Origin of the sequence: Sphingomonas tabacisoli (assembly GCF_042678385.1) — a bacterium.
In the GTDB taxonomy this organism is placed as follows: Bacteria; Pseudomonadota; Alphaproteobacteria; order Sphingomonadales; family Sphingomonadaceae; genus Sphingomonas_B; species Sphingomonas_B tabacisoli.
The window spans coordinates 2,331,347-2,354,696 of sequence record NZ_JBHUDY010000001.1; the positions used below are offsets into that span (position 1 = coordinate 2,331,347).

The following is a 23,350-nucleotide window of genomic DNA, read 5'->3' on the forward strand; positions in this document are numbered from 1 at the left end:
TTGGGTCTTGGTCGGAATGTCCGCACTCTCCGGCTGCGCCGGCGTGCAGTCGATCACGCCCGCCGCCGGCGCACATGACGGCGCGTTCAACACGCTCTTCGTCGTGTTCCTGGTCGTGTGCGGCGTCTTCTACCTGTTCGTCATCGCCTTCCTCGCCGCCGCGATCCTGCGGCGTCATCGCGAAGGCGAGGCGGGCATACCGGGCGCGTTTCGCGTGTGGGTCGGCGTCGTGACGGTGACGCTGATCGGCCTCGCCTTTGCGAGCTGGATCACCGATCGCGCGATGGCGAACTACGACAACAACGGTGAACCGGTCCGCATCCGGCTGACCGCGAATCAATGGTGGTGGGACGTCCAGTATCTGGGCGCGAACCCGAGCGACGGCCTGCGCACCGCCAACGAACTCCACCTCCCCGCCGGCCGGCCCGCCCATATCGAGCTGCAGTCGAACGACGTGATCCACAGCTTCTGGGTCCCGAACCTCGCCGGCAAGCAGGACATGATCCCTGGCCGCACGATCGACATCGCTTTCCTGCCGCGCAAGGCCGGCACCTATCGCTCGCAATGCGCCGAATATTGCGGCGCGCAGCACGCGCATATGGCGCTGACCGTCACCGTCGAGCCCGAAGCGCAGTTCCGCGCCTGGTGGGCGCGTCAGCAGGCCGAAGCGCCCGCGCCGAACACTCCCACGCAACAGGCGGGCCTCACCTATTTCACCACCCGCGAGTGCGCGACCTGCCACAATATCTCCGGCACCAGTGCGAGCGCGCAGGTGGCGCCCGACCTGACGCATATCGCCAGCCGCCCGACGATCGCGGCGGGCACGATGAAGATGAGCCGCGGCGCGCTCTACGCCTGGCTCGCGGACCCGCAGGGCGTGAAGCCGGGCACGAAGATGCCGTATATCGGCCTGCAGGCGCGCGAGCTGGACGCGCTCGTCGCCTATCTCGAGACGCTCAAATGATCGCGCGCGACGGGGCGGAGCTACAAGGCGCGGAGCTGCATGACCGGCTGACGCGGACCTGGAGCCGTCCGGCGGGCCTGATCGGCTGGCTGATGACGACCGATCACAAGGAGATCGGGCGCCGCTATTTGGTGACGGCCTTCATCCATTTCGTGCTGGCGGGCGTGCTGGCGCTGATCATGCGCACGCAATTGGCGACGCCTGAGAGCGGGCTGATCACCGCCGATCGCTACAATCAGCTCTTCACGATGCACGGCACGACGATGATGTTCCTCTTCGCCGTGCCGGTGATGGACGCGGTGATGATCTATCTGACGCCGCTGATGCTGGGCACGCGAAACGTCGCCTTCGCGCGGCTGCACGCCTTCAGCTACTGGATGTTCCTGGCCGGCGGCGTGATGCTGTGGATCGCGTTCGCGATGAACATCGGCCCGGACGCGGGATGGTTCGCCTATGTGCCGCTCTCGGGCCCGCAATTCAGCCCCGGCAAGCGCGTCGATTTCTGGGCGCAGATGATCACCTTCACCGAAGTCGCGGCGCTGGCTGTCGCGGTCTCGCTCGTCGCGACCGTCCTGAAGCATCGCGCCCCGGGCATGCGGCTGGACCGGATGCCGCTGTTCGTGTGGGGGACGCTGGTGACCAACCTGATGGTCATCTTCTCGATGCCGGCGGTCGCGCTCGCTTCGAGCATGCTGATCTCGGATCGTCTGGTCGGCACGCAGTTCTTCAATCCCGCAGAAGGCGGCGATCCGCTGCTGTGGCAGCACATGTTCTGGTTCTTCGGCCATCCGGAGGTCTACATCATCTTCCTGCCCGCGACCGGCTTCGTCAGCCAGATGACGGAGACGTTCACCGGCCGGCCGGTGTTCGGCTATCCCTACATGGTCCTGTCGCTGGTCTCGATCGGGCTGCTCGCCTTCGGCCTGTGGGTGCACCACATGTTCGCGACCGGCCTGCCGCGGCTCGGCTATGCCTTCTACACGGCGGCCAGCATGACCGTGTCGATCCCGGCCGGCGTGCAGATCTTCTGCTGGATCGCGACGATCTGGAGCGGGCGGCCGCGTTTCGAGCTGCCCTTGCTCTACGTCGTCGCCTTCATCGTCACCTTCGTGATCGGCGGCATGTCAGGCGTGATGGTCGCGAGCGTGCCGCTCGACCTGCAGATGCACGACACCTATTTCGTCGTCGCGCACTTCCATTACGTGCTGATCGGCGGCGGCGTGTTCCCGCTGCTGGGCGCAGTCACTTACTGGTTCCCGAAATTCACCGGGCGGATGATGTCGAAGACGCTCGGGCTGTGGAGCTTCTGGCTGCTGTTCGTCGGCCTCAACCTGACCTTCATGCCGATGCACTGGATCGGGCTGATGGGCATGCCGCGGCGCGTCTATACCTACCCGGCGGACATGGGCTGGGGGACGCTGAACTTCGTCTCCACGGTCGGCGCGTTCATCATCGCGGTGGCGGTGCTGCTGTTCGTGCTGAACGTGGTCCTGTCCTGGTCGCGCGGGGTGCATGCCGGCCCCAATCCCTGGGGCGGCGCGAGCCTCGAATGGGCAACCACTTCCCCGCCCCCTCCCTATAACTTCGCCCACATCCCGATCGTCTCCAGCCGCACGCCGCTGTGGGACGCGGAGGGCGCGCTGCCGGTCGCGAGCGGCCTCAAGGTCGACGAGCGCGAGACAGTGCTGACGACGGTGATCGACGCCGAACCCGACATCCGCGAGCCCGCGCCCGGCCCGACGATCTGGCCTTTCGTCTCGGCGATATTCACGACGGCGCTGTTCATCGGCTCGATCTTCACGCCCTGGGCGATCGTCTGGGGGTCGATCCCGGTCGCGATCGCGCTGGTCTTCTGGTTCTGGCCCAAGGCCAAGGAGCCGGGAGTGCTATGACTGCGCCCTATCGCTTCGAACGAGACCTGTCCGCATTGCCGGATTACGCCTTCGGCAACCGCAGCCTCACCTGGTGGGGCATCATTGCCTTCATGCTGATCGAAGGCGCGGCGTTCGCAATGGCGGGCGGCGCTTATTTCTTCCTCCACGCGCATCAAGAGAGCTGGCCGCCGCCGCCGTTCCAGCCGCCGGGGCTGCTGCCGGGAACGCTGTTCACGATCGTGATCCTGCTCAGCGAGATCCCGAACACGATCCTGAAAAGAGACGCCGAGGCGATGCGGCTCGGGACAGTGCGGCTGCTGCTGCCGGTCATGGCCGCGATCGGCGCGATTCTGGTCGTGATCCGCGCGTTCGAATTCGGCGTGCTCAACGTCTCATGGACCGACAATCCGTACGGGTCGGTCATGTGGATGCTGTTGCTGCTGCACACGACCCACATCATCACCGACTGGATCGACACGCTGGTGCTGTTGGCATTGATGTACACCCGGCATGGCGAGCAGCCTCGGCGCTTTGTCGATACGAGCGAGAACTCGCTCTACTGGCGGTTCGTCTGGATCACCTGGCTGCCGATCTACCTGCTGCTCTACTGGGTGCCGCGGTGGTGAAGCGCGAGATCGTCGAGCGGGCGAAATACCTGCTTGTCCCTTGGAGCGGGATGCTCGGCGCGGGCATTGGCTGGGTGTTCGCGCACCAGCTCGGCTCCGATTTCGTCCAGAACAATTGCCGCGCGGCGAACCCGGTCCTGATGCTGCTGATCGGGCTGATCGGCATCGCCATCATCGCGTTCGGCGGCTTGGTGAGCTGGCGCGCGCGCGAACGCGAGGACGGCGCCCGCCTGTTCCTGGCCTATGTCGGCGCGCTGATGGCGGCGCTGTTCGCCGTCGCGCTGTTCATGCAAACGTCGGCGACGTTCTTCCTGCCGCGGTGCTTCGGATGATTGCGCTCGCGATCCTGCACGCCGGCGCGCACCGGCTGCCGGAAGAAGCGCCGGGCTGGACGCTCGCGCCGAGCGTGACGCTGCCGCTGCTGCTCTCCGCTCTGCTCTACGCGATCGGCTATGTCCGGCTGCAGCGCCGATCGGACGGCGGACGCGAGCGCAACCGCCGTCACGCCTGGCGCTTCGCCGCGGGCTGGATCGTGCTCGTCCTCGCCGTGGTGTCGCCCCTGCACGAAGGCGGCGAGCGCAGCTTCACCCTCCACATGATCGAGCACGAACTGATTATGGTCCCCGCCGCGTTGCTGATCGCGGTGTCGCAGCCGCTCGGCGTGATGCTCTGGGGCCTGCCCTCCGGACTGCGCCAAGGGCTCAGCGGCGGCGCACGCTGGTGGCAGGGCCTCGCCGATCCGGCGATCGCGACCGGGCTGCAAGCGCTCTCGCTGATCCTGTGGCACGCACCGGCCTTGTTCGATCGCGCGCTCGGTCATGAGGGCTGGCACATCGCCCAGCACCTCTCGTTCCTCGTCTCCGCACTGCTGTTCTGGTGGGCGATGACGCGCGCGGCACGGGGCAATGCACTGACCGCGGCGGCTTGCCTGTTCGTCACCTCGCTGATCGGCGGCGGGCTCGGCGCGCTGATGGCCTTCTCGTCGAGCCCCTGGTACGCCGGCTATGCCGCGATGGGCATGACGCCGTTCGGCCTCACGCCCGCGCAGGACCAGCAGCTCGCCGGCCTCATCATGTGGATTCCGGGCGGCCTCGCGCATGCCGGCGCGGCGCTGATCCTGATGGCGCGGCTGTTCCGGCCGGAAAGGCGGGCCGATGCGCTCCGCTAGCATCCTCGGCTGGAGCGCTGGGCTGCTCGTGGTGCTGACGGCTGCCGCCTACACCTACAATTATTTCGATGCCGAGCGGCAGCTCGCGACCCGCGCGCACATCCTGACCGGCGGCGATCCCGTGAAGGGCTGGCAGCTTGTGCAGGACTATGGCTGCGGCGGCTGCCACACCATCCCGCGCGTGCCGCAGGCCTCGGGCAAGGTCGGCCCGTCGCTCAAAGGCATTGGCGGCCAGGTCTATCTCGCCGGCAAGCTCGAGAACCAGCCGCAGAACCTGATCGCCTGGGTCCAGCACCCCCGCGCGATCGATCCGCAAACCGTGATGCCGGAGCTGGGCGTGACCGAACCTCAGGCCCGCGACATCGCGGCCTATCTCTACACGCTCTAGAGATGCTGGCGGCGCTCCTCCTCGCGCTCTCGGCCGATGCGCCGCCTGCGCTGCGCGTCTGCGCCGACCCAAACAACATGCCCTTTTCCAACGCGAAGCGCGAAGGCTTCGAGAACAAGCTGGTCGAGCGGATCGCCGCCGATTGGGGCAAACAGGTTGCCTATACCTGGTGGGCGCAGCGGCGCGGCAATGTCCGCAACACGCTCAAAGCCGGCGCGTGCGACCTGATCCCCGGCATCGGCAGCGCTGTCGAAATGGTGGCGACGACCCGTCCCTATTATCGTGGCCAATATATGTTCGTGACGCGCGCCGACCGCGGACTGGATCTCGCCAGCTTCGACGATTCGCGGCTGAAGGAGTTGAAGATCGGCGTGCAGCTTGTCGGCGACGATGGCGCGAACACGCCGCCCGCCCACGCGCTCGCCAATCGCGGCATCGTCCAGAACGTGCGCGGCTATCTGATCTACGGCGACTATGCCGATGCGGACCCGCAGGCGCCGATCATGCGTGCGGTCGCGTCGGGCGCGATCGACGTCGCGCTGGTCTGGGGACCGGTCGCCGTCTGGTACGCGAAAAGCTCGCCGGTCCCGCTGAAACTGAGTCCGGTGCCGCCCGCGGACGGGCCATTGCTGCCGATGCAGTTCGACGTCTCGATGGGCGTGCGCCGCGGCGACGACAAGCTCCGCGCCGATCTCGACGCCTGGCTCGTCGCCCACAAGCCCGAAGTGGACGCGATGCTCGCCCGCTATCGCTAGGCGAAGCGAAAGACGTTGGTGCGCTCGCCGGGCTGAACGGTCACGCGCCTGCCGATCGGCTCACTCGCCAGCACCTGAGCGATCGTGCCCGGCTGCTCGGAGGCGGCGGCAAAGCGCCTGCCCGCTTCGGTGCGTCCGATGACGAGCGCCCGGGTCGCGACCCCTTTCGCATAGGCGACGGTGAACGTCTCGATCATACCGCTGCTCGGATTGGTATCTACCTCGAACCGGCCGCGCGCTGCCTCTGCGTCGAGCCCGGAAACGCCAAGCGGCCGCCAGTCTGCAGGCGGCTTGGCCGAATAGAGCCCGACCGATTCCTTCGACATGAAGCCGCCATTCGCGGTGATCAGCCCCTTGGCGGTTGGGCGCGCACGCAGGCGTGCGATCATTTCGGCGATCGCGAACAGGCTATAGCCGTTCCCGGCGCCGCCGAAATATGGCAGCCCGCCCGTCACCGTCAGCCGCGCCCCGTCGTCGGCGGTGAAGTCCAGTGCCTCGCATGCGGCCGTCACGGCGCAGGGAAAGCAGCTATAGATGTCGGCAAGATCGACGTGCTGCGGTTGCCAACCCGCCATGTCCAACGCCGCGCGGGCGGCAAGCGCGGCGGCGCGGGAAGCGCCCATGTCCGCCCGCTCGATCAACGGCAGATCCGACACCGTCGCATAGCCGTGCAGATAGATGCGCTTGTCGGCGGGGACGCCGAGCTCGTCGGCCTTGGCTTCGGTCGTCATCAGCACTGCCGCGCCCTGCGACACCGCGTCCTGCGCGACGAGCCACTTCAGATACGGATCGCTGACCCGATAGTTGTCGGCGCTTTCGGTCCGCAGAAACGCCGCGCTGCGCTCGACCGGAAACTGGGCATATGGATTGGCGGCAGCAACCTCGCTGAAGCCGGCGAACAGCTCCGCCATCGCCTGTGCGTGCGCGTCCCGGCTGCGCCCAAGCCGAGCCCGGAGCGCTTGTTCGATCAACGAATAGACGAGCACCGGTAAAACCATCCCGTGCCGTACCTCGGCCCGGTTAATCTTGAGATCGCCCGACCCCCGATCGTCGCAGTCGCCGTCGACCTGCTCGGACCAGTCGAGCTCCATCCCGGCTCGCAGCGCAGCCCGTTCGAGGCCGGTTGCTTCTCCTGCGACGATCAGCGCCATCTCGCATTCACCCGCGTGCAATGCCTCGGCGCATTCATTGACGAACGCCTGGGGCGATTGGCCACCGATCACGCCATAGATCGCGGTCGCGGGATTCGCCCCGATTCGTCGGGCGACGGCACGCGGCACGTTGTTCGCGGTGCCGAAGGGATGAACGCCGGGCGGCCGATTATCGGCCGTCATCCGCACCGCGGCGATCCGATCGATCGACGCCGCCTGCACACCGGCATCGGCCAGCGCGCGTCGCGCCGCTTCGGCCATGAACCCGGCGGGCGACAGCTCGGGAGAACGCGCAGGCGCACCACGCCAGGTCACCTGTCCGCCGCCGATCAGCACGGGAACATGTGCCTCCCCTCGCGCCATTTAGCTCTCCTCAATCGCGATCAACCCGCTACCATTGTCCGCACGGAACGCTACAGGGGCAACATGACGAAGAGCGCCAACGAACTGATGCAGGAGATCATCTTCTCCGCCGTGATCGATGCGGTCCAGGCGTTGAAGACGGCCTCCAAGGGGCTGCCCAACACCCTGTTGCGCGACATCAACGCGATTCACGCGAACGTGACGCTCGCCGATCTGCCGGAGGACGTGCAGGCCGCAATCGCGACCAATGTGCGCTCCGCTTTCACCCGGCTTCTGAAGGAAGGCTATTCGGTCATGCCCGGCCGCGGCACGCCGGAGCGGCGCGTGCCTGCGCCCGCGCCCGTCGTCGGCCGCGGCGAACGTCGGCCGCCGCCCAATCGTCCCGGCGGCAGTCCCAAACCCTCCGGTCCGGGCGGTCCCAAGCCGTCCGGCCCCGGCGGCCGTCCGCAGGGCCGCCGCGGTCCGCCCAAGCCGCCGCGCGGCTGAATCCCGCAGCGGCCGCATTCATGCTATAGAGGCTCTCGAACAATCCGAGGCGCTGCCTATATTTCCGCGGCTATGATGTTGCGAAATCTTGTTTTTCTTGTCGGAAGCGCGGCGTTGCTGGCCGGCTGCGCCGGAGAGCGCGAACAGGTTTTCGCGTCCAGGCGCCTGCCCGCCGCCATAGAAGCCAAGGTCATCGCCGACGCCGCCGCGCAGGTGCAGCGCTGCTACCGTTCGCCGCGCGTCACCAGCGACGGGCGGCGGATCACCACGCGAATCGCCGTCCGCTATGCACCCGACGGAAGCGTGGTCGGATTGCCGATGGTGCTCTCGCAAAGCGGCGTCACGGCGGAAAATCAGATGTATGCCGACGACATGGCGGAAGCCGCGATCGCCTCGGTGGTGCGCTGCTCGCCGCTGCATCTTCCACCCGAACTGTATGAACTGGGCTGGAATTCCTTCGAGCTGACCTTCAGCCCGGCGATGCGCGGCTAGCAGGAAAGTTCGGTCGGCGGGGTCGCCCCGCTTTAAGTGGAAATTAGGCGATTCCCGCTATCGCGGACCTGTGAACAACGCCGTCGCCCCCGCCTACGACCTCGAAGAGGATTACTCCGAACGCCGCACGGGCGAACGGCACATTTCCGTGCTGCGCGTCGGCCGGGTGATCTGGGACGGGAACGATCAGCTCTGCGTGGTGCGGAACCTGTCGGCCGGCGGTCTGATGTTCGATTGCCTCTACCCGCCGACGATCGGCCAGGTGGTCACGCTCGAGCTGCGGTCCGACAAGCAGATGATCGGCACCGTGCGCTGGGTCAAAGGCAGCGCAGCGGGCATTGCGTTCGACCGCCCCGTCAATGTCGAGGCGATCCTGCGGGAAGAGCGGAGCTCGCTCCTGCGTGTCCGGCCCCGCGCACCGCGCTTCGTGCGCCGCGGCACGATCAAACTGATCGGCGAAGGCGAACCGATCATGGGCGACATCATCGACATTTCGATCGGCGGCCTGAGCTGCCGCTCCGAGGAGCCGCTGATGCGCGGCGAGCCTATCGTCGTCGTGCTGGAAGGCGTTGGCGCGACCAACGCCGAAGTGCGCTGGGTAAAAGGCGACGCAGCCGGCATCCGTTTCGACAAGCCCCTGCCCTGGCGCGCATTCCAGGAATGGCTGGATCAGGCGCCTCGCGCCTGAGCCTCCTTGTCGCGCTGCGCCAGCAAGCGGCGCAGGACGGAGATCACGACCAGTGCGACCAGGATGCCGATCGTGTCGGCAATCCAGTCCTTCACGTCCTTGTCCCGTCCGAAATAGGGCTGGATGAACTCGATCAACGCGCCGAAGCCCGATAGCGCGAACGCCTCCGCCCAGATCTTCCGGTGCGGATAGGCGATTCCCGCGAGCAGCGTCAGTCCACCGAACGTAAAGGCGTGCTGCTTCTTGTCGGAGATCGGCAAGACTACGGTGACGTGCCGCAAACAGAAATAGAGCGTCAAAGCCACGGCGAGCCAGAAGGCGAGTTGAAGGATACGCTGCACGACAAAGTCCGGAACAAGGGGGAGTGGCGCGGCTGTAGCGGTTCGCATCCCCTTTGAGGAGCTTGTTCGACAGGCTAGATTGCGGGCGATGCGCCCGCTCGACACCAATCTGCTGCTCCGCGCCTATGCCGCCGGCATCTTTCCGATGGCGGACAGCCGGCGTGCGCGCGAAGTCTATTGGGTCGAGCCGGCGAGCCGCGGCATCCTGCCGCTGGGTGGCTTTCACCTGTCCCGGTCGCTGAAGAAGGTCCTGAAGTCCGACCGGTTCGAAGTCACTGCCGATCGCGCCTTCGCCCAGGTGATCGCGGCCTGCGCCGAAACCCGGATCGGCGCGCAAGGGACCTGGATCAACGCACAGATCGAGAGCGCTTGCAACGAACTCTATTCGCGCGGCCATGCCCATTCGATCGAATGCTGGCAGGGCGGCGCGCTGGTCGGCGGGCTCTACGGGGTCAGCCTCGGCGGCGCCTTCTTCGGCGAGAGCATGTTCTCACGCGCGCGCGACGCGTCGAAAGTGGCGCTGGCCCACCTCGTCGCCCGGCTGCGCGCCGGCCGCTACAAGCTGCTCGACTGCCAGTTCCTCACCGAGCACCTCGCATCGCTCGGCGCGATCGAGGTGCCGCGCGACGTCTATATCGGATTGCTGGGCGAGGCGCTCGCGGTCGGCGAAGGCGACGGTTCGGGCTCGGGCGCGGAGTTCGGCGCGCTCGACCGCTTGGCCGGCGCGCTGCCGCCCGATGCCGATCCCGCCGACACACGCGTCGTCGCCGGCCCGATTTCCGGGTGCGTCATCGCGCAGCTCTTGGGCCAGACGTCGTAGATCGGGTGCTCCACCACGTTCAGCGACGGCGATTCCTTGTAGAGCCAGCCAGAGAAAACCCGGCGCCATTGCTTGTCGATGCCCTGCACGTCGAGCTGCAGGAACGCGCCGGTCAGCTTCTGCACTTCCCAGGGCGCCGTCGTCTCGCAGGCGCGCAGGCGGACGATCACGTCGCCGACGCGAAAAGCCTGGCCCGGCTTCATCGTCAGGTCGCGCGAGATGCCGTTGCGCTTGTTGAGCAGGCCGATCACCGCGACTCGTTCGGCCATCGGCGTTTCCTTGCCCGTCACGACCGGCGTCTCGCTGGGCGACGGCGAAGGCTTGGGCGCGGCGGTCGAAACCGGCGCCGAAACATTGTTCTGCAGCGCGATCGCCGCGCCGCCGACGGCCGCAAGCGCGACCGCGAGGCCGGCGAGAGTCCAGCGGTTCATGCCTGGTCGGGGCTCCACGCCTCGTAATCGCCGGTCGATGCCGGCCGCAGGCCGCCGGCCTCCAGCGCGCCAGGCGGGCGATAGGCCTGATGCGTGCCGGTCAGGTTCGGCACCGGCTCCTGCTGCCACGGCCGCGCCGGCGGCAAGGCCTTGTCGGGCACATCCGCCGCCTGGCCGTGCAGCCAGCTATGCCATTCGGGCGGCACCCGGCTGGCGTCGTTCGAGCCCTTGTAGATCACCCAGCGCCGGGTCACGCCCATGCGGTCGGGCTTCTTCGATTCGAAATAGACATTGCCCCACTGGTCCTCGCCCATCTTGCCGCCGAAGCGACGGGTGTAGAGCGACGTGCCCCAGGTGGCGCCGTTCCACCAGGTGAAGATCGAAGACAGAAATCCCATGCGCGCCGCATTTAGCGAGCGGAGCGCGCGGAAGGAAGCGGCTTTAGGCGTCCGTCAGTTTCGGGCGGAGACCGAGATGGCGAGCGGGCCTTTCCGCCCGTCCGCGATCCGCGCCATCAGCGGCAGGTCCGGCAGAATCTCGACGATGCCGGCGCGCCGGAACGTCTCCATATGCACGAACACGTCGGCGCTGTCGGAAGAGCGGATCAGGAAGCCATAGCCCTTCAGCCGGTTGAACCACTTGACCGTCACCGGCTCGGGCGCACCCGCCCGATCGGTCAGCTCCAGCGGATCGACCCGGTCGCGCGGCGCGGACAAAAGGTCCAGGTCCGGCCCGGTCGCCGTGCTCAGGTCGAAGCTCAGAAGGCGCCGCGCCTGCAGGCCCCGTTCGCGCCGCACCGCCAGACATTCGACTCGGGCGCCTTCCGGCAGGCTGCGTCGGCCGTGGTCGCGCAGCACCGAAAAATGGATCAGCACGTCCCCGGCATCGCCGTCGGCGACCACGAATCCGAAGCCTCGGGTCGCGTCGAACCATTTGACGGTGCCGGAATGCCGTTCAAGTTCATGGACTTGGCCAGATGTCGCTTCATCCGTCCAGCCGCGTTCAGCAGGCGCATCGAGAACCGATGCTATCATTCTCTCCATCGTCACGCGACTTAACCCCCAAAGTCCGTGTCCGGCAGCATAACTCAAACCGTCTTAGAATCGAAACAAAGATTCACGCCTCGTTAACCTTGGTCCAATTGCGGGACACTTCCCGGCGCGGACTGCACAATGCGGCGCGCTGTGACGACGTCGTGGCCGGCGCGAAGGAGTGCCGCAAACGCCTTTTCCCGCCCCGCGCGGTCCGGTTCGGCGGCCGCGAACGGCCCGATTTTCTTGCGCCGCGCGAAGGCCAGCGCTGCGTCCCATGCGGCCGCTTCCGCGGCCTCGCGCGCCTCCGCCGCGTCGTCCGTATCGATGCCCGCGGCCTTCAGCGACGCCGCCACCCGCCGCGGGCCGTAGCCGCGGCGGGTCAGACTGGCCGCGCGCGCCGTCGCGAAGCTGGCATCGTCGACATAGCGCAGCGAAGCGAACCGCTCGACCAAGGCATCGACGTCAGGCGCATCGTCCCCCGCCCAGCCGCGCTCCTTCAGCTTCCGCCGCAAATAGGCGGCCAGCTTGGCGCGCGTGGTCGCATATCGCTCGACATAGCGCAGCGCCAGCCGCTCCAGCGCAGCCCCGTCGAGCGGCCGGGGCGCCCTTGCTTCGCCATCCGAGCGTCGGCTACGCCACGATTGTGCCACACTCACGTCCGATTTTGACCGCCCGGTCGAATAAAGAGAACATTGTGCAAAGCCTCGTGCGTTGACTTTCGAACGGCAAGGGGCGGAAGAGCAAGGGAAAAGGGCTTCTCGCCATGATGCAAGCGCCCGCCGCAAGAACAGCAGGGTCGTACCCAGAAGACATGACGGACCAGATTGCCACCCCTACCGACGACGCGTTGCCGCGCCGTTTTTCGGATTTCGCGACGCTCCAGGAAGCGCTGGACTATGCGGCGCGCGGCGTCCGGGGGTTCAATTTCTGCGACGCCCGCGGCTCGCTTGCGCGCGCTTATCCCTATTCCGAACTGCGTCATGACGCGCTGGCCCATGCCTATCGGCTGATCGCGCACGGCGTCGCCAAGGGTGACAGGATCGCGCTGATCGCGGAAACCGGCCCCGAATTCGCGGCGCTGTTCTTCGGCGCGGTCTATGCCGGCGCCTGGCCGGTGCCGCTGCCGCTGCCGACCTCCTTCGGCGGCTCGTCGGCCTATGTCGATCAGTTGAAGGTGCAGCTCAACAGCTGCGATCCGAGCCTGCTGATCTACCCGGAAGAGCTGGCGAGCATGGCGGAGGAAGCCGCGCGCCAGGCGAACGTCGAGGCGTTTTCGTGGCAAGCGCTGGCTGCAAAACCTGCCGCTCAAACGCCGCTGCCCGCCGCGCACACCGACGACATCGCCTATCTGCAATATTCGAGCGGCTCGACGCGCTTCCCGCACGGCGTCGCCGTCACGCACCACGCGCTGCTGAACAATCTTTCGGCCCACTCGCACGGCATGGAGCTGCAGGACAGCGATCGCTGCATTTCCTGGCTCCCCTGGTACCATGATATGGGGCTGGTCGGCTGCATGCTGTCGCCGGTCGCGAACCAGGTTTCGGTCGATTATCTGAAGACCGAGGATTTCGCGCGCCGCCCGCTCGCCTGGCTCGATCTGATCAGCCGCAACCCGGGCACCTCGATCAGCTATTCGCCGACCTTCGGCTACGACATCTGCGCCCGCCGCATGTCGAGCCAGACACGCGCTTCGGATCGCTTCGACCTGTCGCGCTGGCGGTTGGCGGGCAACGGCGCCGACATGATCCGTCCGGACGTGATGCAGGCGTTCGTCGACGCCTTCGCCGATGCGGGCTTCGATGCTCATGCGTTCCTGCCGAGCTACGGCCTGGCCGAAGCGACGCTGGCCGTCACCATCATGCCGCCGGGCGAAGGCATTCAGGTCGAGCTGGTCGAAGAGACCGAGCTTTCGGGAAGCAAGGCCGCCAATGACGGCCCGCAGCGTTTCCGCGCGGTCGTCAACTGCGGCAAGCCCGCCAAGGACATGACCGTCCAGATCCGCGACGAAGATGGCAGCCCGCTGCCCGAGCGCGCGATCGGCAAGGTCTGGTGCCAGGGACCGTCGGTGATGGTCGGCTATTTCCGCGATCAGGAAGCGACCGACGCCTGCTTGGTCGATGGTTGGCTGGATACCGGCGACATGGGCTATATGTCTGGCGGCTATCTCTACATCGTCGGCCGCGCCAAGGACATGATCATCATCAACGGCAAGAACCATTGGCCCCAGGATATCGAATGGGCGGTGGAGCAACTGCCGGGCTTTAAGGCCGGCGACATCGCCGCCTTCGCAATCACCATGCCGGGGGGCGAAGAGACGCCCGCCGTCCTGGTCCAGTGCCGCACGTCGGATCTCGAGGAACGGGCGCGCCTGCGCGACGCCATTCGGGAAAAAGTGCGCAGCATCACGGGCATGAACTGCGTGGTCGAGCTCGTGCCCCCGCGCACCCTGCCCCGCACCAGCTCGGGCAAGCTCAGCCGCGCAAAGGCGCGCAACCTGTATCTTTCGGGCGAAATCCAGCCGCTCGCCGCCTGAGGCTGTCGGCTCGTCGAACCTGAACGAATCGCTTACCGGTTGCTAACGAAGAGCTTTTACACCGGAAGGCGTGACACGCGCCCGCCTTCAGTCTTCGGACGATAGCCTGCCCAAAAGCTTCGTGGGCACCCTTGTGGCCACCATTGCGCTCGCCTCGGCGCTGCCGCTTGGCGTGGGGTCGCTGGTGGCACTCAGCGGCATGCACATGGGATGGCCGCTCCTGACGCTGGCGGTCGGCACCATCGCGTTCGATGCGCTGCTCTTTGCGCGCTGCCTCGCGAACGTGCGTGCGCTGGCGAACCAGCAAGGCGCGTCGCGCTCGATCGTCGCCGCGGCGCAAGGCGCGAAGATCCGGTTGATCGAGCACGAACATCACGATGCAGACTGGTCGTGGCGGATCGATACCGCGAAGAACCTGACCGCCGTTTCCCCGCGCCTCGGCCTCGCCTTGGGTGACGATGCCAGCGCGCTCGAAGGTCGCTCCTTCCTGCAGATCCTGGCCGGCGAGGCTTGGGAAACGGGCAATTTCTCCGCCGCGCTGCGGACGATGGCCGACAAGATCAAATATCGCGAGCCGTTCAAGGACCTGATCCTGCCCGTCGCGATCAACGGCGAAACCCTGTGGTGGGAGCTGAGCGGCGAGCCGGAGCAGGACGAGCGCGGCGCGTTCATCGGATTCCGCGGCACCGGCACCGACGTGACTGCCGAGCGACATTCGGCCGACAAGATCAACCGGATGGCGCGCTACGACACGCTCACCGGCCTCCCCAATCGCCTCCATTTGTCCGAAGCCGTCAGCGAAGCGCTGGCCCATGCCGAGCAATGGCGCAGCCGCTGCGGCCTGATGATCGTCGGCCTCGATCGGTTCAAGAACATCAACGACACGCTCGGCCACGCGATCGGCGACATCCTGCTCGGCCGCGCCGCCGAGCGGCTGCGGGCCATGCTCGGCCCGAACGATCTTTGCGGCCGCCTCGGGGGCGACGAGTTCTGCATCGTCTTCAACGACGGCGCGGATCAGGCGCGGCTCGAACGCCTTGCCCAGCAGATCATCGACGAGCTGTCGCTGTCCTACGATGTCGACCAGCACACGATCTTCGTCGGCGCGAGCGCGGGCATCGCGATCGGTCCGCGCGACGGCGCCAATGCCGAGATGCTGATCCGCTCGGCGGACCTTGCCCTGTTCCGGGCGAAGGATCTCGGCGGCGGCATTTTCCACACCTACGAGCCGCAATTGCACGTCGAGGCAGAAGAGCGGCGCGTGATGGAAATCGCGCTTCGCCGCGCCCAGTCGAATGGTGAGCTCCACCTCGCCTATCAGCCGGTCGTCGCCAGCGAAACGGGCGCGGTGGAAGGGTTCGAGGCGCTGCTGCGCTGGACCAACCCGCAATTGGGCAATGTGCCGCCCGACAAATTCATCCCGCTCGCGGAGCAAGCCCGGCTGATCGGCACGATCGGCGAATGGGTGCTGCGCACCGCCTGCCGCGAAGCCGCGCACTGGCCGCCGCATGTGCGCGTCGCGGTGAACGTGTCGTTCGAGCAGCTCCACAACCGCAATTTCGCGAAGATGGTCTCCTCGGTCCTCGCCGAAACGGGGCTGCCGCCGCAGCGCCTCGAGCTCGAGGTCACCGAGTCGGTGTTCATGAACGAGGCGCCGCACGCGATCGCGGTGCTGAAGGAATTGCTCGCGCTCGGCATCAAGCTCTCGCTCGACGATTTCGGCACCGGCTATTCGTCGCTGAGCTATCTCAGCCGCACCAAATTCTCGACGATCAAGATCGACCGCAGCTTCGTGCGCGGCGCGTCGAACAACACGCCTGAGAATGTCGCGATCATCCGGGCGGTCGTCGCGCTCGCCGAGAGCCTCGACATGTCCACCACCGCCGAGGGCGTGGAGAATGAGGATGAGCTGGCGATGGTCCGGCGTCTGGGCTGCCGCAAGGTGCAGGGCTATCTGTTCGGCCGCCCGATGAACGCCACCGACGCCCGCGCGCTCGCCACCGGCAAGATGCGCAGCGCCGCCGCCTGAGTCCTTGCGCACGATCCGGCACACGGCTAGAGGCCGCACGGCTCTAGGAGTGTAGCTCAGTTGGTAGAGCATCGGTCTCCAAAACCGAGGGCCGGGGGTTCGAGTCCCTCCACTCCTGCCAATCCGCCGTGCTTGTTCACGCTGCGGCGCATCGCCAAAATATTCTGATTTCCGCTGAACCGGACCCGGCGCGGCACGTTGCGCTCTCCAACAATGGTTAATCAGGGAGTGTGGCTCATGCGTGGGATAAACCTAGCATTTGGTGCGGCATGCGTTGCGGCGGTTTCGTTCGGCTCGCCCGTTGCAGCGGCGATCCAGATTTTTCCGACCCCCGGCGCGGTCCAGCCATCTGAAAACGTACTCGCCAATACCGACCTGACCGCGGGCACCGTGTTCGGCTTCACCAATCAGACGAACACCAGCGTCAGCATCCTGTCGCTGAACAGCGAATTGCTGTCGTCGACCTCGTCGAACGGCCAGGCCCGGTTCAACACCGCCGACGGCACGCTGGATGCCGCGCGCATCTTCCTGACCAAGGGCGGCACTTTCACCCAGGCCGAGTTCAACCTGTTCAACGCGCAAGGATCGACCAACTCGGTCTCGATCAGCGTGAACGGCGGGCCGGCGCAGGTCTTCGCGCTCGGCAACGGCCAGAATTTCTTCGGCTTCAGCGCGACCGGCGGCGACGCCATCACCAGCATATCGTTCGACACCAACGGGACCGGCGTGACCGATCTGCGCCAGGTGCGCCTCGGCGGCGTGCTGGCGGCGGTGCCGGAACCGGCGACCTGGGCGATGATGCTCGGCGGCTTCGGCATGCTCGGCGCCGCGACGCGCCGGCAGCGGCGCAGCGTGTCCGCCCTCGCCTGACGGACCGGCCTGCACATACCGCCTGATTGTACTCCCGGGCGAGGCATCGGGGCGCTTAGCGCCCTTGCCTCGCCCATCTGCCCGCTTTATACGACGCCAACTCTCACTACATCGGTGATGCTTCCCTCGGGCGCTGGCCCGGTCGGGGGCGTTCACCCGAAAGACGGACGAGACATGGCGAAGATCGGCAACATCCCGCAGTTTGTGAACCAGGTGCGCGCAGAGACCGCGAAGGTGGTCTGGCCGACCGGGCGCGAGACGATGATGACTGCCCTGATGGTCATCATCATGACGACGCTGCTGGGCGTCTTCTTCTTCGGCGTCGACGCGATCTTCCACGCGATCGTGACCGCCCTGCTCTCCATCGCTCGCTAATTCAGCTCGGGAAAACGATAAATGTCTCGCTGGTACATCATCCACGCCTATTCCGGTTTCGAGAACAAGGTCCGCGACGCGATCATGTCGGAAGCCACGCGCATGGGCTTGGAGCAGCTCGTCGAAAAGGTCGAGGTGCCGACCGAGACGGTGACCGAAGTCCGCCGCGGCAAGAAAGTGCAGTCGGAACGGAAATTCTTCCCCGGCTACGTCCTCGCGAAGCTCGAGATGAACGACGACGTCTATCACCTGGTGCGCAACACGCCGAAGGTGACGGGTTTCCTCGGCACCAACAACAAGCCGCAGCCGATCAGCGAGGCCGAGGCCGCGCGCATTCTCTCCACCAAGGAAGAAGCCGCCAGCGCCGCGCCCAAGACCAAGATCCGCGTCGATTACGAGATCGGCGATCAGGTCAAGGTGCTCGACGGTCCGTTCGCCAGCTTCAACGGCGTGGTAGAAGAGCTCGATTTCGATCGCAGCCGCGTGAAGGTCTCGGTGTCGATCTTCGGCCGCGCCACGCCGGTCGAGCTCGAATTTGAACAGGTCGAACGGGTTAAATAAGCCGGCGCGCGCATGACCGCGCCCAACATCCTTCTCGTCGAGGACGATCCTCAGCTCCGCACTTTGGTCGTGCGGGCGCTGAAGGAGAATGGCTTCACCGTCCGCGCCGCCGCCGCCGCGCCCGAAATGTGGGCCGCGTTCGAAAGCGCGCCCGTCGACCTCATCCTGCTCGATGTGATGCTGCCCGGCACCAACGGTTTCGACCTGTGCCGCGCGCTCCGCCAGCGCACCGCCGCGCCGATCATCTTCATCAGCGCCAAGGGCAGCGAGACCGACCGCGTCGTCGGGCTCGAGCTGGGCGCCGACGATTATCTCGCCAAGCCGTTCGGAACGCGCGAGCTGATCGCCCGCGTCCGCGCCGTGCTTCGCCGCCCGCCGCTCGCCGACAGCGCCGTCCGCAAGCCCGATCGCATCCTGTTCGACGGCTGGACCATCGTCCTGCCGCGCCGCGAGCTTCTCTCTCCCACCGGCGCGATCGTCGAGCTGACCGGCGCGGAGTTCGACCTGCTCGTCGCCCTCACCGACAATGCCGGCCGCGTGATCGCGCGCGAACGCCTGATCGAGCTCTCCCGCGCCCGGCTCGGCGATAGCTCGGACCGCAGCGTCGACGTGCTGGTCAGCCGGCTCCGCCGCAAGCTCTCCAGCGCGGGCCACGAAGCGCCGATTCTCACCGTGCGCGGCGTCGGCTATATGTTGAACACGGTGGTCGAGCGGCCATGAGCCTGTTGCGGTCGTCGCCCGGGCTGATCGGCCGCCTCGTCGCGCTCCTGCTGCTGACCACCTTGGTCGAGTTCGGGATCAGCGCGCTGCTCTACGAGCGCGCCAGCCATTTCTCGGTGCGGGACGACGAGGCCCGGCGCCTCGCCGAGCATCTGGTCATCGCCGAGCGCCTGCTGTCCGAACGGCCGCTGCGCGAACGTCCCTCCCTCGCGACGGAGCTCACCACCGACCGCTATCTCGTGCGCTGGAGCGCCGTCCCGCCCAAGACGCCCTCGATCGCCCCCGCGCTCGACGGGATGCGCCGTCAGGTGCTTGCCTGGGAGCCGCGGCTGAACGGGATGGCGGTCCGGCTCTGGCTGGTCTCGCCGGGGCGCAGTCCCGTGGTGGCGGGAATCCTGCGGCTGCCGGACCAATCCTGGCTGAGCTTCCAGACCCTGCATCCGGTCTCCGGCCTGAACCTCGCGACCGAGCGGATCCTGCTCGCGCTGATCCCCGCGCTTGGCCTGATGCTACTCGGCGGCCTGCTGGTCAGGCTCGTCCTGCAGCCGCTGCGCCAGCTCGCCGTCGCCGCCGACAAGGTCGGCCACGGCGGCCAGGCGCATGTACCCGAGCGCGGTCCCGAAGAAGTCGCCACGGTGATCCGCGCGTTCAACCGGATGCAGGAACGCATCCACCAGTTGATCGACAACCGCACCCAGGCGCTCGCTGCGGTCGGCCACGATCTCCGCACGCCGCTCGCCCGGCTGCGGCTGCGCGCGGAAGCGATCGATCCGGGCGCGCAGGCCGCGATCGCCACCGACATCTCCGAAATGGAAGCGATGATCGAATCGCTGCTCGCCTATCTCGGCGGCGAGAACGATCCCGAAACCCCCGCGCGCACCGACATTGCCATCCTCTGCGCGACTCTTGCCGACGATGCGTCAGACCGCGGCCATGACGTGACCTACGAAGGCCCGGTGCATTTCGAGCTGACGGTGCGCCCGCTCGGCCTGAAACGCGCGGTCGCCAACCTGATCGACAATGCCGTCCATCATGGCAGCCATGTCGTGGTCCGCCTCGCGGAAACGCCGGCGCGCGTGACGATTGCGGTCGAGGACGACGGCCCGGGCCTGCCCGACGACATGCGCGACGAAGTCACCAAGCCCTTCGTCCGCCTCGACACCGCCCGCCCGCGCGACACGATCGGCTTCGGCCTCGGCCTCGCGATCGTGACGCGGGCAGTGGAGCGCGAGGGCGGCCGCCTCAGCCTGCGCAATCGCCCGGAAGGCGGGCTGAGCGCGGAAATCGTGTTGAAACGCTGAACTTAAAGTCGTCCATCCCGAGCGAAGTCGAGGGACCCACCGCTCTTTTCGCGCCACCAAGTGCGTGCCTCGACTTCGCTCGGCATGGACGGCCCGGTTTGAGCCATCCTCACAGAAACACTTTCTTACAGTCCAGCCGAACACCCGAAAGACGCACGCTCTAGCTCTCCCTGGCAACCAAGGAGAAGCCAAGTGAATGAGCTGATCGGACGCGTTCTCGACTTTCAGCGCGACGTCTTTCCCATCCGTTCGGACCTGTACGAACGGCTCGCGACCAAGGGGCAGAGCCCCAAGGCGCTGATGATCTCGTGCGCCGATTCGCGGGTCGTCCCGGAAGAGATCATGAGCGCCCAGCCGGGCGAGCTGTTCGTCTGCCGCAACGCGGGCAACATCGTGCCGCCCTTCAGCCAGGCGAATGGCGGCGTGACCTCGACGGTCGAGTTCGCCGTCGAGGCGCTCGGCGTGCGCGACATCATCGTCTGCGGTCACTCCGATTGCGGCGCGATGAAAGGGCTGATGAACCCCGCGATCACCGAGAAGATGCCGAACGTCGCCGCCTGGCTTCGCCACAGCGCCGCGGCCCGGCAAGTGGTCGAGCAGAATTATCCCGAGCTTGGCGAGGCGGAAAAGCCGCGCGCGGCCGCGCTCGAGAATGTGGTGGTGCAGCTCACCCATCTGCGCACCCATCCTTCGGTCGCCGCGCACATCGCCCGGGGCGAGCTGACGCTGCACGGCTGGTATTTCGACATTCAGGCGGGTGAGGTGCTGGCGCTCGACGGCGAGACCGGCCGCTTCCGCCGGATCGAGCATGACCGGCCGATCCCCGTCGCGCTCGCGCCCAGCCCTCGCCGGGCCGCCGATGTCGGCGCGTTCGCGGAGGCCGCGGAATGACCGCGCTTGCGCTGAAACCCGGCGTGTCGCGCCCGTCGCTTGCCGCGGCGCCGCGCGACTTTGCCGCATCGATCGTCGTCTTTCTGGTTGCGATGCCGCTGTGTATGGGCATTGCGATCGCATCGGGCGTGCCGCCGGAAAAAGGCCTGATCACAGGCATTATCGGCGGCATCGTAGTGGGGTCCCTCGCAGGTTCGCCACTCCAGGTCAGCGGCCCGGCCGCTGGCCTGGCCGTCATCGTTTTTGAGCTGGTGCGCGATTTCGGGCTGTCGGCGCTGGGCCCCATCCTGATCCTCGCCGGCGCGATCCAGTTCGTGGCCGGCGTGCTGAAGATCGGCGGCTGGTTCCGCGCGATCTCGCCCGCCGTGGTGCACGGCATGCTCGCCGGCATCGGCGTGCTGATCGTCGTCGGCCAGTTCCATGTGCTGTTCGACGCCAAGCCGCTTCCCAATGGCCTCGCCAACCTCGCGGCCATGCCCGGCCGCCTGCTCGGCCTCTCGACCGACGGCAGCTTCGCCCAGGCCGAGCTTGCCTTCGCGATCGGTCTTCTGACGATCGCTTTCATGATCGGCTGGGAACGCTTTCGTCCCGCGTCGATGAAGCTGGTGCCGGGCGCTCTGATCGGCGTGCTCGCCGGCACTCTCACCGCCTTCGCATTCGGCCTGCCGGTCGCGCGCGTGAACGTGCCGTCGAACATCGCCAGCGCGATTTCCTTGCCGACCGATCTGCTCGGAAGCTGGGCCAATCCCTCGCTGCTGATCGCGGCCGTCGCCATCGCTTTCATCGCCAGCGCCGAGACTCTGCTGTCGGCCGCAGCGGTCGACAAGATGCACGGCGGTGTCCGCACCGATTACAACAAGGAGCTGCGCGCGCAGGGCGTGGGCAACCTGCTCTGCGGCGTCGCCGGCGCGCTGCCGATGACGGGGGTGATCGTCCGCAGTTCGGCGAACGTGCAGGCGGGGGCGATGACGCGCGCCTCCGCGATCATGCACGGCGTGTGGATCCTTGGGTTTGTTGCGTTGCTTCCCTTCCTGCTGCGTGAAATCCCAATGGCGGCGCTCGCCGCGGTGCTGGTCGTGACCGGATGGCGGCTGGTCCATGTCGGCCATGTCGCGAGCCTGTTCCGCAACTATGGCGTGCTGCCTGCACTGATCTGGGTAACGACGCTGATCGTCGTCGTCGCGGAGGATTTGCTGACCGGCGTCCTGGTCGGCATCGCGCTCTCGCTGCTGGAGCTGATCCCGTATGCGAAGCGGCTGAAGCTGCGCGTCCACTCCGAACAGGAAGGCGACGCGCATGCGATTCGGTTGAATGGCGTGGCGAGCTTCCTGACGCTTCCCAAGCTTTCGGCCGCGCTCGATCAGGCGCCGCCCACGGCGCCCGTCGAGCTGGACGTCCGCGCGCTGCATGCGATCGACCACACCTCGGCCGAAATGATCCGCGATTGGTATGCACGGCGTGTAAAGGCCGGCGTCGCCACCCGGTTCAACGGTGCCGAGCGGCTCAGGAAGCTGGCGGTGTAACCGGCCGGACGAGCGCGCGCGCCTCGATCGCTTGCCACACGACCAAAGTCGGCAGGGCAAGCGCAAGATCGCGCGCGCGCTTGGCCAGCGCCAGCGCCAGCGCTGCCTCGGGGCTAAGCCCGAACAGCGGACCGATCAGCGCATAGGCCGCTTCCTGCACGCCGATGCCGCCCGGAATGGCGAAGGCGATGCTGCGGAGGGTGAAGATCAGGCTTTCCAATGACAACGCTGTCCAAAAGGAAATGGGCACGCCGACCAGGGTGAGGATCAGCCAGGCAAGCGCTCCGCTCATCGTCCACGCCGCCAGGTTGAGCAGGAAGGCGAGCGCCACGCCGCCATGCCGTCCGTATAGGGTGCCCAGCTCCCTTTCGATCTCGACCATTGCTGCAGCCGATCCCGGAAGGAAACGGGTCGCGAGCTTGCGGGTCAGCGACAGCAAGGCGCGCTGGCCGAAAAAAGCGAGCAGGATGAACGCGATCATCGCGCCGGTGCCGCCCAGGATCACGGGGCGCAGCATCGCGGCTTCGTCGCCCATCAGGATGCTCGCCATCAGCGCCAGTCCGAACAGGGTGAACAACAATTGCGACGCCATTTCGGTGGTCAGGTCGACCAGGAACGACGCGTTGGCGCGGGCGCGCGGCACGCCGAGCGCGATCAGCGTCTGGATGCTGACGACTATGCCGCCGATCTGCGAGAAAGGCAGCAGGTCGGACGCTGCTTCCCGCACCAACCGGCCCCACGCGAAAACGCCGACACGGGCGGCCGGCTCGCCCGCCGCCGCGGCCCAGGCTGCGCCCAGCACGGCGAACACGCCCAGCGAATACAGGCACACCAGCGCCAGCCCGCCCAGCCCCATTCGTGCCGCAACCGAAACGATCTCGCCCCAGCCCGTCGCCCCCACCGTCCATATTGCAACGAAAAGGCCAACGACGGTGGCGAGCAGCACGCCCACACGAGTCCAGTTCT

The 23,350-nt window shown here is 66.9% G+C and carries 26 protein-coding genes, 1 tRNA gene and 1 pseudogene; 21 read left to right on the plus strand and 7 right to left on the minus strand.

Annotated features, from left to right (window positions below):
• The first annotated feature begins 16 nt into the window (after positions 1–16).
• Genes ACFSCW_RS11750 through ACFSCW_RS11780 form a run of 7 tightly spaced genes read left to right on the plus strand, consistent with a single transcriptional unit; the run spans position 17 to position 5,775 of the window.
• Positions 17–964, plus strand: coding sequence for a cytochrome c oxidase subunit II (locus tag ACFSCW_RS11750; RefSeq protein WP_380889393.1), 948 nt, complete (start codon positions 17–19; stop codon positions 962–964).
• On the plus strand, positions 961–2,856 hold the full coding sequence (gene ctaD, locus ACFSCW_RS11755) for a cytochrome c oxidase subunit I (protein ID WP_380889394.1): 1,896 nt from the start codon (positions 961–963) through the stop codon (positions 2,854–2,856). The genes ACFSCW_RS11750 and ctaD overlap by 4 nt, the downstream gene beginning before the upstream one ends.
• Positions 2,853–3,464: a cytochrome c oxidase subunit 3 gene (locus ACFSCW_RS11760; protein WP_380889396.1), complete on the plus strand. Its 612-nt coding sequence runs from the start codon at positions 2,853–2,855 to the stop codon at positions 3,462–3,464. The genes ctaD and ACFSCW_RS11760 overlap by 4 nt, the downstream gene beginning before the upstream one ends.
• Entirely contained in the window at positions 3,461–3,796 is a 336-nt protein-coding gene (locus ACFSCW_RS11765) for a hypothetical protein (protein WP_380889397.1), read from the plus strand. The genes ACFSCW_RS11760 and ACFSCW_RS11765 overlap by 4 nt, the downstream gene beginning before the upstream one ends.
• Positions 3,793–4,632 (plus strand): cytochrome c oxidase assembly protein, encoded by an 840-nt coding sequence (locus tag ACFSCW_RS11770; protein WP_380890108.1) that lies wholly within the window; start codon positions 3,793–3,795, stop codon positions 4,630–4,632. The genes ACFSCW_RS11765 and ACFSCW_RS11770 overlap by 4 nt, the downstream gene beginning before the upstream one ends.
• Positions 4,619–5,020: a c-type cytochrome gene (locus ACFSCW_RS11775; protein WP_380889399.1), complete on the plus strand. Its 402-nt coding sequence runs from the start codon at positions 4,619–4,621 to the stop codon at positions 5,018–5,020. Before ACFSCW_RS11770 ends, ACFSCW_RS11775 begins: the two co-directional genes overlap by 14 nt.
• A gap of 2 nt (positions 5,021–5,022) precedes the next feature.
• On the plus strand, positions 5,023–5,775 hold the full coding sequence (locus ACFSCW_RS11780) for a quinoprotein dehydrogenase-associated putative ABC transporter substrate-binding protein (RefSeq protein WP_380889400.1): 753 nt from the start codon (positions 5,023–5,025) through the stop codon (positions 5,773–5,775).
• Here ACFSCW_RS11780 and ACFSCW_RS11785 read toward each other — a convergent pair.
• Positions 5,772–7,289 carry a thiolase C-terminal domain-containing protein gene (locus ACFSCW_RS11785; RefSeq protein WP_380889402.1) on the minus strand — a complete coding sequence of 506 codons (1,518 nt, stop codon included), beginning with the start codon at positions 7,287–7,289 and terminating at the stop codon, positions 5,772–5,774. The two genes, ACFSCW_RS11780 and ACFSCW_RS11785, sit on opposite strands and share 4 nt — an antisense overlap.
• 63 nt (positions 7,290–7,352) lie before the next feature.
• Here ACFSCW_RS11785 and ACFSCW_RS11790 point away from each other — a divergent pair, with 63 nt between their 5' ends.
• From ACFSCW_RS11790 to ACFSCW_RS11800, 3 genes are all read left to right on the plus strand, one after another.
• Positions 7,353–7,775, plus strand: a complete 423-nt coding sequence (locus ACFSCW_RS11790; protein ID WP_380889404.1) for a hypothetical protein — start codon at positions 7,353–7,355, stop codon at positions 7,773–7,775.
• Positions 7,776–7,850: 75 nt separating this feature from the next.
• Positions 7,851–8,267, plus strand: coding sequence for a hypothetical protein (locus tag ACFSCW_RS11795; protein WP_380889406.1), 417 nt, complete (start codon positions 7,851–7,853; stop codon positions 8,265–8,267).
• A gap of 70 nt (positions 8,268–8,337) precedes the next feature.
• Entirely contained in the window at positions 8,338–8,955 is a 618-nt protein-coding gene (locus ACFSCW_RS11800) for a PilZ domain-containing protein (RefSeq protein WP_380889408.1), read from the plus strand.
• On the opposite strand, the gene ACFSCW_RS11805 is transcribed toward ACFSCW_RS11800, so the two are convergent.
• Positions 8,937–9,296, minus strand: a complete 360-nt coding sequence (locus ACFSCW_RS11805; RefSeq protein ID WP_380889409.1) for a VanZ family protein — start codon at positions 9,294–9,296, stop codon at positions 8,937–8,939. The two genes, ACFSCW_RS11800 and ACFSCW_RS11805, sit on opposite strands and share 19 nt — an antisense overlap.
• Positions 9,297–9,384: 88 nt before the next feature.
• Here ACFSCW_RS11805 and aat point away from each other — a divergent pair, with 88 nt between their 5' ends.
• Positions 9,385–10,116, plus strand: a complete 732-nt coding sequence (aat, locus tag ACFSCW_RS11810) for a leucyl/phenylalanyl-tRNA--protein transferase (protein WP_380889410.1) — start codon at positions 9,385–9,387, stop codon at positions 10,114–10,116.
• A 35-nt stretch (positions 10,117–10,151) separates the two neighbouring features.
• On the opposite strand, the pseudogene ACFSCW_RS11815 reads toward aat, so the two are convergent.
• The 4 genes and pseudogenes from ACFSCW_RS11815 to ACFSCW_RS11830 form a co-directional block, all read right to left on the minus strand.
• Positions 10,152–10,547, minus strand: a pseudogene (locus ACFSCW_RS11815) (DUF2155 domain-containing protein); the annotation flags it as partial.
• Positions 10,544–10,945: an NADH:ubiquinone oxidoreductase subunit NDUFA12 gene (locus ACFSCW_RS11820; RefSeq protein ID WP_380889411.1), complete on the minus strand. Its 402-nt coding sequence runs from the start codon at positions 10,943–10,945 to the stop codon at positions 10,544–10,546. The pseudogene ACFSCW_RS11815 and the gene ACFSCW_RS11820, both read right to left, overlap by 4 nt.
• Positions 10,946–10,999: 54 nt before the next feature.
• Positions 11,000–11,581 (minus strand): cold-shock protein, encoded by a 582-nt coding sequence (locus tag ACFSCW_RS11825; protein ID WP_380889413.1) that lies wholly within the window; start codon positions 11,579–11,581, stop codon positions 11,000–11,002.
• 92 nt (positions 11,582–11,673) lie between these two features.
• Positions 11,674–12,231, minus strand: a complete 558-nt coding sequence (locus tag ACFSCW_RS11830) for a regulatory protein RecX (protein WP_380889415.1) — start codon at positions 12,229–12,231, stop codon at positions 11,674–11,676.
• A gap of 161 nt (positions 12,232–12,392) precedes the next feature.
• Here ACFSCW_RS11830 and ACFSCW_RS11835 point away from each other — a divergent pair, with 161 nt between their 5' ends.
• From ACFSCW_RS11835 to ACFSCW_RS11880, 10 genes are all read left to right on the plus strand, one after another.
• A complete protein-coding gene (locus ACFSCW_RS11835; protein WP_380889416.1) occupies positions 12,393–14,114 on the plus strand; it encodes a fatty acyl-AMP ligase in 1,722 nt (573 codons plus the stop codon).
• A 121-nt stretch (positions 14,115–14,235) separates the two neighbouring features.
• Complete coding sequence (locus tag ACFSCW_RS11840) at positions 14,236–16,143, plus strand: putative bifunctional diguanylate cyclase/phosphodiesterase (RefSeq protein ID WP_380889418.1); 1,908 nt, start codon at positions 14,236–14,238, stop codon at positions 16,141–16,143.
• Between the two features lie 45 nt (positions 16,144–16,188).
• Positions 16,189–16,264, plus strand: a tRNA-Trp gene (locus ACFSCW_RS11845).
• Positions 16,265–16,380: 116 nt separating this feature from the next.
• Positions 16,381–17,013: a PEPxxWA-CTERM sorting domain-containing protein gene (locus ACFSCW_RS11850; RefSeq protein WP_380889420.1), complete on the plus strand. Its 633-nt coding sequence runs from the start codon at positions 16,381–16,383 to the stop codon at positions 17,011–17,013.
• Between the two features lie 174 nt (positions 17,014–17,187).
• Positions 17,188–17,388: a preprotein translocase subunit SecE gene (secE, locus tag ACFSCW_RS11855; protein ID WP_380889422.1), complete on the plus strand. Its 201-nt coding sequence runs from the start codon at positions 17,188–17,190 to the stop codon at positions 17,386–17,388.
• Positions 17,389–17,409: 21 nt separating this feature from the next.
• Entirely contained in the window at positions 17,410–17,949 is a 540-nt protein-coding gene (gene nusG / locus ACFSCW_RS11860) for a transcription termination/antitermination protein NusG (RefSeq protein WP_380889424.1), read from the plus strand.
• A gap of 12 nt (positions 17,950–17,961) precedes the next feature.
• Complete coding sequence (locus ACFSCW_RS11865) at positions 17,962–18,669, plus strand: response regulator transcription factor (RefSeq protein WP_380889425.1); 708 nt, start codon at positions 17,962–17,964, stop codon at positions 18,667–18,669.
• Positions 18,666–19,970, plus strand: coding sequence for an ATP-binding protein (locus ACFSCW_RS11870; RefSeq protein ID WP_380889427.1), 1,305 nt, complete (start codon positions 18,666–18,668; stop codon positions 19,968–19,970). The genes ACFSCW_RS11865 and ACFSCW_RS11870 overlap by 4 nt, the downstream gene beginning before the upstream one ends.
• 192 nt (positions 19,971–20,162) lie before the next feature.
• Complete coding sequence (locus ACFSCW_RS11875) at positions 20,163–20,861, plus strand: carbonic anhydrase (protein ID WP_380889429.1); 699 nt, start codon at positions 20,163–20,165, stop codon at positions 20,859–20,861.
• Positions 20,858–22,384: a SulP family inorganic anion transporter gene (locus ACFSCW_RS11880; RefSeq protein WP_380889430.1), complete on the plus strand. Its 1,527-nt coding sequence runs from the start codon at positions 20,858–20,860 to the stop codon at positions 22,382–22,384. Before ACFSCW_RS11875 ends, ACFSCW_RS11880 begins: the two co-directional genes overlap by 4 nt.
• Here ACFSCW_RS11880 and ACFSCW_RS11885 read toward each other — a convergent pair.
• Positions 22,365–23,336, minus strand: a complete 972-nt coding sequence (locus ACFSCW_RS11885; protein ID WP_380889432.1) for a lysylphosphatidylglycerol synthase domain-containing protein — start codon at positions 23,334–23,336, stop codon at positions 22,365–22,367. The genes ACFSCW_RS11880 and ACFSCW_RS11885 overlap by 20 nt on opposite strands.
• Between the last annotated feature and the right edge of the window lie 14 nt (positions 23,337–23,350).

Bases quoted from the DNA above. Each gene is read 5' to 3' on its own strand.
- ACFSCW_RS11865 (WP_380889425.1), top strand. From the start codon at position 17,962: ATGACCGCGCCCAACATCCTTCTCGTCGAGGACGATCCTCAGCTCCGC.
- ACFSCW_RS11825 (WP_380889413.1), bottom strand. From the start codon at position 11,581: ATGATAGCATCGGTTCTCGATGCGCCTGCTGAACGCGGCTGGACGGAT.
- ACFSCW_RS11820 (WP_380889411.1), bottom strand. From the start codon at position 10,945: ATGGGATTTCTGTCTTCGATCTTCACCTGGTGGAACGGCGCCACCTGG.
- ACFSCW_RS11795 (WP_380889406.1), top strand. From the start codon at position 7,851: ATGTTGCGAAATCTTGTTTTTCTTGTCGGAAGCGCGGCGTTGCTGGCC.
- ACFSCW_RS11790 (WP_380889404.1), top strand. From the start codon at position 7,353: ATGACGAAGAGCGCCAACGAACTGATGCAGGAGATCATCTTCTCCGCC.
- ACFSCW_RS11870 (WP_380889427.1), top strand. From the start codon at position 18,666: ATGAGCCTGTTGCGGTCGTCGCCCGGGCTGATCGGCCGCCTCGTCGCG.
- ACFSCW_RS11780 (WP_380889400.1), top strand. From the start codon at position 5,023: ATGCTGGCGGCGCTCCTCCTCGCGCTCTCGGCCGATGCGCCGCCTGCG.
- ACFSCW_RS11880 (WP_380889430.1), top strand. From the start codon at position 20,858: ATGACCGCGCTTGCGCTGAAACCCGGCGTGTCGCGCCCGTCGCTTGCC.
- aat (WP_380889410.1), top strand. From the start codon at position 9,385: ATGCGCCCGCTCGACACCAATCTGCTGCTCCGCGCCTATGCCGCCGGC.
- ACFSCW_RS11785 (WP_380889402.1), bottom strand. From the start codon at position 7,289: ATGGCGCGAGGGGAGGCACATGTTCCCGTGCTGATCGGCGGCGGACAG.
- ACFSCW_RS11850 (WP_380889420.1), top strand. From the start codon at position 16,381: ATGCGTGGGATAAACCTAGCATTTGGTGCGGCATGCGTTGCGGCGGTT.
- ACFSCW_RS11835 (WP_380889416.1), top strand. From the start codon at position 12,393: ATGACGGACCAGATTGCCACCCCTACCGACGACGCGTTGCCGCGCCGT.
- ACFSCW_RS11775 (WP_380889399.1), top strand. From the start codon at position 4,619: ATGCGCTCCGCTAGCATCCTCGGCTGGAGCGCTGGGCTGCTCGTGGTG.
- nusG (WP_380889424.1), top strand. From the start codon at position 17,410: ATGTCTCGCTGGTACATCATCCACGCCTATTCCGGTTTCGAGAACAAG.
- ACFSCW_RS11770 (WP_380890108.1), top strand. From the start codon at position 3,793: ATGATTGCGCTCGCGATCCTGCACGCCGGCGCGCACCGGCTGCCGGAA.
- ctaD (WP_380889394.1), top strand. From the start codon at position 961: ATGATCGCGCGCGACGGGGCGGAGCTACAAGGCGCGGAGCTGCATGAC.
- ACFSCW_RS11750 (WP_380889393.1), top strand. From the start codon at position 17: ATGTCCGCACTCTCCGGCTGCGCCGGCGTGCAGTCGATCACGCCCGCC.
- ACFSCW_RS11760 (WP_380889396.1), top strand. From the start codon at position 2,853: ATGACTGCGCCCTATCGCTTCGAACGAGACCTGTCCGCATTGCCGGAT.
- secE (WP_380889422.1), top strand. From the start codon at position 17,188: ATGGCGAAGATCGGCAACATCCCGCAGTTTGTGAACCAGGTGCGCGCA.